9 protein-coding genes are annotated in these 7,144 nt (G+C 57.5%); 5 read left to right on the forward strand and 4 right to left on the reverse strand.

Features of this window, described 5'->3' with window-relative positions; all coding sequences use genetic code 11:
- Positions 1-396, forward strand: a 396-nt coding sequence (locus P7F28_RS04565) for a CGNR zinc finger domain-containing protein (RefSeq protein WP_277183253.1), incomplete at its 5' end; no start/stop codon positions are given.
- On the opposite strand, the gene P7F28_RS04570 is transcribed toward P7F28_RS04565, so the two are convergent.
- Positions 397-1,512 carry an MBL fold metallo-hydrolase gene (locus P7F28_RS04570; RefSeq protein ID WP_277183254.1) on the reverse strand — a complete coding sequence of 372 codons (1,116 nt, stop codon included), beginning with the start codon at positions 1,510-1,512 and terminating at the stop codon, positions 397-399.
- A 96-nt stretch (positions 1,513-1,608) separates the two neighbouring features.
- Between P7F28_RS04570 and P7F28_RS04575 the strand changes: the two genes are divergently transcribed.
- The 4 genes from P7F28_RS04575 to P7F28_RS04590 all read left to right on the forward strand — a co-directional run bounded on the left by P7F28_RS04575 (position 1,609) and on the right by P7F28_RS04590 (position 4,740).
- Positions 1,609-2,232 (forward strand): TetR/AcrR family transcriptional regulator, encoded by a 624-nt coding sequence (locus P7F28_RS04575; protein WP_277183255.1) that lies wholly within the window; start codon positions 1,609-1,611, stop codon positions 2,230-2,232.
- 116 nt (positions 2,233-2,348) lie between these two features.
- Positions 2,349-3,404 (forward strand): aromatic ring-hydroxylating dioxygenase subunit alpha, encoded by a 1,056-nt coding sequence (locus P7F28_RS04580; RefSeq protein WP_277183256.1) that lies wholly within the window; start codon positions 2,349-2,351, stop codon positions 3,402-3,404.
- 11 nt (positions 3,405-3,415) lie between these two features.
- Complete coding sequence (locus P7F28_RS04585; protein ID WP_277183257.1) at positions 3,416-3,586, forward strand: rubredoxin; 171 nt, start codon at positions 3,416-3,418, stop codon at positions 3,584-3,586.
- Positions 3,583-4,740: an NAD(P)/FAD-dependent oxidoreductase gene (locus P7F28_RS04590; protein ID WP_277183258.1), complete on the forward strand. Its 1,158-nt coding sequence runs from the start codon at positions 3,583-3,585 to the stop codon at positions 4,738-4,740. Before P7F28_RS04585 ends, P7F28_RS04590 begins: the two co-directional genes overlap by 4 nt.
- Before the next feature lie 147 nt (positions 4,741-4,887).
- On the opposite strand, the gene P7F28_RS04595 is transcribed toward P7F28_RS04590, so the two are convergent.
- The 3 genes from P7F28_RS04595 to P7F28_RS04605 form a co-directional block, all read right to left on the reverse strand.
- Entirely contained in the window at positions 4,888-5,832 is a 945-nt protein-coding gene (locus tag P7F28_RS04595; RefSeq protein WP_277183259.1) for a LysR substrate-binding domain-containing protein, read from the reverse strand.
- 220 nt (positions 5,833-6,052) lie between these two features.
- Complete coding sequence (locus P7F28_RS04600) at positions 6,053-6,724, reverse strand: dihydrofolate reductase family protein (RefSeq protein WP_277183260.1); 672 nt, start codon at positions 6,722-6,724, stop codon at positions 6,053-6,055.
- A 215-nt stretch (positions 6,725-6,939) separates the two neighbouring features.
- Positions 6,940-7,144: transposase (locus P7F28_RS04605; RefSeq protein ID WP_277183261.1), on the reverse strand; the 205-nt coding region annotated here is incomplete at its 5' end.

A 7,144-nucleotide genomic window follows, 5' to 3' on the forward strand; every position in this document is an offset into this window, starting at 1 on the left:
AGAGGACTGCGCGAATGGTTCAGAGCGGTGGTGATGAAGCGCAAAGGCCGCGCGCTATCCGCGAAAGATATGCGGGAATTCGAGCGGCTCAATCGTGCATTGGAACACGATGAACTGCATGGCGAAGTGGTCGCGGGCGACAGCGGTATCGAATACCGCATGACGCGCCGCTTCAGCACGCCCGATTCATTGTTGATGCCTGTAGTGGAAGCGCTCGCCAGACTGATCAGCGAGGAAGACTTTACGATGGTGAAGCAGTGCGAAGGCCATGCCTGCACCTTGCTATTCGCCGATCACACACGCGGTCACGCGCGCCGCTGGTGCAGCATGAGTGTGTGCGGGAACCGTGCGAAAGTGGCGGCGCATCGCAAGCGCCTGAAGGATGCGAACGCCTGATTACGGCTGCTGCTGCGGCACATCGCGGCAAAAGCGCCATTTCGGCGTTGGCACCGTTTCTGGCGCATCACGCCACCAGCGCTCGCCTCGATGCGGTGCTTCGATATTCAAACGCTCGCCAATATGCGGTGTCGATACAGCCACACCGCGTGCCAGCGCCAATCCCGTTACGCGCTCGAACGGTTCGTCCCACCGATGCATCGCCAGATCGAAGGTGCCGTTGTGTATCGGTACGAGCCATCGTCCACGCAGATCGACATGAGCTTGCACAGTTTCTTCGGGCTGCATATGAACGTACGGCCATTGCGGATCGTACGCGCCGGTTTCGATCAGCGTGATATCGAATGGCCCGAGCTTGTCACCGATAGTACGAAAGCCATCGAAATAACCGCTGTCGCCGCTGAAAAACAGGCGCATGTCATCATCGACGATCACCCACGAGGCCCACAGTGTGCTGTTGGCATCGAACAGACTGCGGCCTGAAAAGTGCTGCGAAGGCGTGGCGATAAACTCCACGCCGCCGAATTCCGCGTTGTCCCACCAGTCGAGCTGATGCACTTTCGCTGCATCGATTCCCCATTCGATCAGCCGGTCGCCAACGCCGAGCGGCGCAAGGAAACTTTGCGTAGTATCGCTAAGTGAAAGCACGGTCTCGCGATCCAGATGATCGTAATGATCGTGCGACAACAGCACCCCGCGCAATGGTGGCAAATCTTCCAGCGCGATAGGCGGCGCATGAAAGCGCTTTGGCCCCATGCGCTTGAATGGCGATGCCCGCTCACCAAACACCGGATCGAGCAGCCAGAATTCACCACGCAATTTCAGCAGCAAACTCGAATGTCCGAGCCGATACAGACTGCGATCCGGCGCAGCATCGAGTTGCGCACGCGTGATCGTTTCGACGCGCGGCGCGTGATCGGGCACGGTGCCGCCAGGCTTGTGAAAGATCATGTTCCACATGATGCGCAAAGTCTTGCCAAGCCCTTCGCGCGGTCGCGGCGCACTGTTGCGGAAGCGCTCGCCGTCATGTTGCGGCGAACGATCGGCCAACTGGCGACCGCGTTGAGCGGCGGCAAAGCCGAATATGCGGCTGAGGGTGGAAGCAGGCGTCGTCATGTTCGATTTACTCGATTCACGTAAGCGTAAAAGTACACTACGCAGTGTAGTTTAGTTTCGAGATGGAAGTAAACTGGTGAGTGTAAAATCATCGCCATGAGCACGAACCTATCTTCTACACGCCTGACCGACCGAAAGCGCGCGGCCATTGTGAACGCGGCGATCGAGGAATTCATCGCTTCGGGCTTCGAAGCCACGAGCATGGACCGTATCGCTGCGCGCGCAGATGTATCGAAACGCACGGTGTACAACCACTTTCCGAGCAAAGAAGCCTTATTTGCAGAGATTCTTCACGCGCTATGGAATGCGAGCCGCGTTGACGATGCGGCCGTCTATCACGCCGATCAACCCTTGCACGATCAGCTTCTCGAACTGGTCCTGCGCAAACTGCACGCCTTAAACGATGAAAACGCGATGGCGCTTGCACGCGTAGCCATTGCAGCGGGCATTCATTCGCCCGAGCGCGCGCGCGAAACGGTTGCGCGCCTGAGCGAGCGCGAAGAAGACGTAACGATCTGGATACGCGCCGCCGCCGCTGATAAGCGTCTCGATGTAAAAGACCCGTTATTTGCAGCGCAGCAATTGCATGGCTTAGTGAAGATCTTTGCGTTTTGGCCGCAAGTCTCGATGGGACAGCCACCGTTGAACAAGCGCGAACAAAAGAAAGTAGCGACGTCGGCGGTCGACATGTTTCTTGCCCGATATGCGCTCACGCGCTGAATTCATAGCGTCTTCTACATAGAGTCAATGTCCTTCGTGGGATTGGGCGCGCAGGCTCATCCCGCTATCGTTGTTTCCACGCGGTCAAACCGAACCGTCCCCAAGGAGACACTACGATGGCAACGCCCACCGTCGCGCCGCTCACCTTCCAGCGCGCGCCCAACATGCCCCGCAATTGCACCTTCGATGCCCACGACTGGCAGATTCTCAGTCAGTACTGGCACCCCGTGGCGTTTGCATCGGATATTGCGGACAAGCCTTTTCGTGCGACTTTACTCGATGAAACGCTGGTGATTTTTCGCGCCAACGGTGAACTCGTCGCCGCACGCGATGTATGTCCGCATCGCGGCGCGCCGTTGAGTCAGGGCTGGGTGGAAAACGGCAATATCGTCTGTCCTTATCACGGTCTCGCTTATGGCACGGACGGCAAGTGCAAGCACATTCCATCGCAGGAAGGCGGGCCGATTGCTGATCGCCTGCATCTCACGACATATGCGGTGCAGCAAGCGTACGGTTTGATCTGGGTTTCGCTTGGCGGCGGCACGCAGCCTTTGCCAGACTTTCCGTTGTGGAACACCGAAGGCTTTCAGCAGATCTTGCCGCCATCGATCGATATCAACGCGTCGGCGGGACGGCAAACTGAAGGCTTTATCGATGTCGCGCATTTCGCATGGATTCATCACCATAGCTTCGCAGACCGTACTAATCCTGTGGTGCCGAAATACACGGTCGAACGGCGTGGCAGCGGCCTGCGTGCGGAATACGTCAGCACGGTCAGCAACTTCCCTAAGTCGATGCAGCATCGTGCGCCGGATGACTTTCCCTGGCGTCGTATCTTCGATGTCGATGTGCCATTCTTCGCACGCCTGACGGTGCAGTTCCCAGAAGAAGGTCGCCTGGCGATATTGAACGCGGCAAGCCCCGTTTCAGCACGTCTGACGCGTTTGTTCGTGCCGATCGTGCGCAACTTCGATAAAGACCTTCCGCTCGACGATGTCTTCGCATTCAATCGGCAAGTCTTCGAGGAAGACCGCGCGATCGTCGAATTGCAATGCCCCGAAGATTTGCCGATCGATCGCGCCGCAGAAGCGCCGATTCTCGCGGATCGTTCATCGGGCGCGTATCGGCGGGCGTTGGCGGAGATCGGACTTGGTCAGGCGTACGTACGATAAGGAGCGGCATCGTGAAGATATGGGAATGCGTGATTTGCGGCTTCCGTTACGACGAAACGCAAGGCCTGCCTGAAGCGGGCATTGCGGCAGGCACGCGCTGGGAAGACGTGCCCGACGACTGGCTGTGCCCTGATTGCGGAACCGGCAAACAGGACTTCGATATGCAGGTGGTGATCGCATGAGCACGACGACTGAACTGCCGGTGGTGATCGTCGGTACGGGTATGGCGGGTTATACAGTTGCGCGTGAGTTGCGCAAACTGGATGCGCACAAGCCGGTGGTGTTGATCAGCGAAGACGACGGCTGTTTCTACTCGAAGCCAATGCTGTCCAACGCGCTAGCGATGAAAAAAGCGCCGCACGATCTCGTCACGTTCGATGCGGACACCATGCGTTCGCAATTGAGCGCGCGCATCATGACGCGCGCGCAAGTCAAACGCATCGATCCGCAAGCGAGTGAGATCGTGCTCAATGGCGAGCGGCTTCGTTACGCGTCACTGGTGCTTGCGCTCGGTGCACAGGCGCGACGGATTCCGCTTGCAGGCAACGCGGTCCATGAGGTGCTGAGCGTCAATTCGCTCGATGATTATGGCCGCTTCAGAACATTTCTTCAGGATGCCAGATCGATTGCATTGTTGGGCGCGGGTTTGATCGGATGCGAGTTTGCAAATGATCTTGCCTTGGCGGGTTATGACGTGACAGTCATCGATCCTGCATCGACACCGCTGTCGCGTTTGCTACCCGAACAAGCAGGCGATGCCTTTGCACAAGCACTCGAGAGCCACGGCATTCGCTTGCGTCTCGGTCAATCCGTACGTTCCGTCGATAAACACGGACAACGCTATACGCTCACCTTATCGAACGATGAAGTGCTGAAAGCCGATCTCGTCTTGTCCGCAATTGGCCTTGCACCACGCATCACGCTTGCGGCCGATGCGGGTCTGACGATCGACAACGGCATTCGCACGGACGCATGGTGTCGGACCAGCGAAGAGCATATTTATGCGCTTGGCGATTGCGCGGCGATCGAAGGCAAGGTGCAGCCGTATGTGCTGCCGATCATGCACGCAGCGCGCGCACTCGCTCGCACGCTCGCCGGCGAGCCTACACGTGTCGAGTTTCCGCTTATGCCGGTGACGGTGAAAGCACCTGCATCGCCAACGGTGGTGGTGTTGCCGGATGAAGCGGGAGCGTGGCGGTTTGCATCGAACGAAGAGGGTTTCAGCGCGTATTGCGAGCACGCATCCGATCGACGCGCCCTGGGTTTTGCTTTGCTTGGCAAGGCTACGCAAAGCAAAGCTGCTTTGCTCAAGGCAATGAGCAGCGGCGCATTCTGAACCACGATAACCATAACGACGGAGCTTACGTCTGACCGACCGGCGGCTTGTGCATGGAGGGTTCTGTCGCCCGATATGAAAACCGCATTGACGCCGCGTGCCTTGAACACGCGGCGTCTTTTTTCGTTCGGTTTCCTGATTAAGCGATCAACTCAGCGCATGCGTACCGGTTTCGCTTGCGAGCGTACGTGCGACGTTGGTCACGAGCATGCGCAGCCATCGTGTCGCCGTGCTTCGATGCGTGCGCTCATGCCACAACTGATAGTAGGTAAGACCCGACGCCGCACCCGGAACCGGTTCGATACGTAAGGGCAGCAGCCGCGCATAGTGCGAGGCCAGCGCGCGCGTGGTCGTGAAGAGCAAATCGGATCGCACCAGCACATAAGGCGCCATGCCGAAGTATGGCAGCGTGGTGGTGACGGTGCGCGTGAGTCCGTTGCGCGCGAGTTCCGTATCGATGGTGCCCCATGCAGTCGTGTTGTACGTAGTCACCGAGAGATGCTCGGCGGCTTCGTAGGCTTCGCGTGTCAGCGCGCCGTGCGGAACGGGGTGCTCCGCGCGCATCAGGCAGACCAGTTCGTCCTGACACAGCGGCTGCAAATGCAGATGCTGCGGCGGCGTGCGCCAGTTGCCGATCACGAGATCGAGCAGACCGGTCTCTAAGCCATTTTCATAGCCACCTTCGACCATCATCAGATGCTTGAATTCAAGCTTTGCAAGCGGCGCGGCTTGATGAAAGGCATCGATGACGGCGGGCACGAAGAACACATCGAGATAATCGGGCGAACCGATGCGAAACGTGCGCGTGCTTTCAGCGGGATCGAAGCTCGTATTCGGATGAAGGATCGCATCGATATTGCTGAGCGCCTGCGCGGTCGGTTCGATCAGCGTGAGCGCGTGACTGGTCGGCACCATACGGCTGCCGCTGCGTACCAAGAGCGGATCACCGGTGATTTCACGCAGCCGCCGCAACGCGATGCTCACGGTTGGCTGCGACTGGCCGAGCAGATTCGCCGCGCGCGACACACTCGATTCGGTCAATAGCGTATGCAGCACACGAAGCATGTGCGAGTCGATGGATGCCTTGGACATCGTGCGGTTCAGCCTCTTGCAGGGGACGAGGTGACGTCGCGATGATTCGGATGCCGAAGGGCATGTTGTGGTGATGATAAGTTTGCCCGTGTGAGCGCAATATACGTTCGGATATAGCCTTTGGTCAACGGTTCATTGCGCATGAAAAAAGCCCGCGGCTTGTGGCAGCGGGCTTATGATTCGGACGCTATTGCGACTATACGCGGCTTCTTATGTAATTTCAGGCGCGCGAATACTTCACCCAGACGATATCGTTGTCGAGCTTTTCGACGGATTTGAGCTTGAGATAGGCGGGTTGTTTCCATTGGTCCATTGCCACTTCGAACGACGAGGTATGCGCCTCACGGCCATCGACCAGCGGGACGAGCAGCACGCTGACGTCATCGGCGAGTCCTGCATTGACGAATGCACCGGACACGTGGCCGCCGCCTTCGACGATCAGTTTTTCGATTTTTAGTTCACGTTCGAGCGTATCGACGACGTGCTTTAGTTCGATGTCGGTTTTTCCGCCGAACAGATATGACGCGCCGATTGATTGCAGATGGGCGAGGTAATCGTCGTCCACATTTTCTGCCAGTACTTCGACGATATGCGAGTCCAGAGCTGTGTCGCTTTTCCATGCGACTTTGCCTTTTGGGTCGATTGATATCGCGTATTGGCTTGCGGTGCGGTTGGTGAAGTGATCCGTGCGGGGGATGGGCGCATTTTTTAACCCTCGGGGGTAGTCTTTGCCGTGGGAGATTTCTTGCATCGTTACGCGGCCGCAGGCCCAGGCGTTGGCTTTGAAGGTTGCGGCGGTTTCTTCATAACATGGGGAGGCGAAGGGGAGCTTCCAATTGTCGGTTAGGCTGCGGCCATCGATTGAGGACATCATGTGGCAGATGATGTGCATTTTGCTTTTCTCCGATTTGGGATTTTGGGTTTTTGTTCTTTTGCGCAAGGGTTGTGCCTTGGGGGGGCTTGTTTTGGTTGTTGTCTTGAGGTTTTATACAGTAGCCGGGGAGGCGGCTACTGCATAAAAACGCAAAACACCGCCAAGCAGCAAGACAAAAAATCACTGAACAGGACCTGTCAGAAATCTTGTGTGCTGAGGTCGGTAAAAAAATCTCAGCTGATGGCGCAGGTGAAGCGCTCGCCGAAGAGAATGGCGAACTGATTGGCTGCTTGCCGCCAAGTGATAGGCGGCATCTTCCAGTCCTTCTCGATGTTGCGCAAGGCCAGATAGAGTAATTTGCTGGCGGCGTCGTCGCTGGGGAAGTGGCCGCGGTTCTTGACGATCTTGCGCAGTTGCATGTGCATGCTTTCGATGGCG

Origin of the sequence: Caballeronia sp. BR00000012568055 (assembly GCF_029439455.1) — a bacterium.
Lineage (GTDB): Bacteria > Pseudomonadota > Gammaproteobacteria > Burkholderiales > Burkholderiaceae > Caballeronia.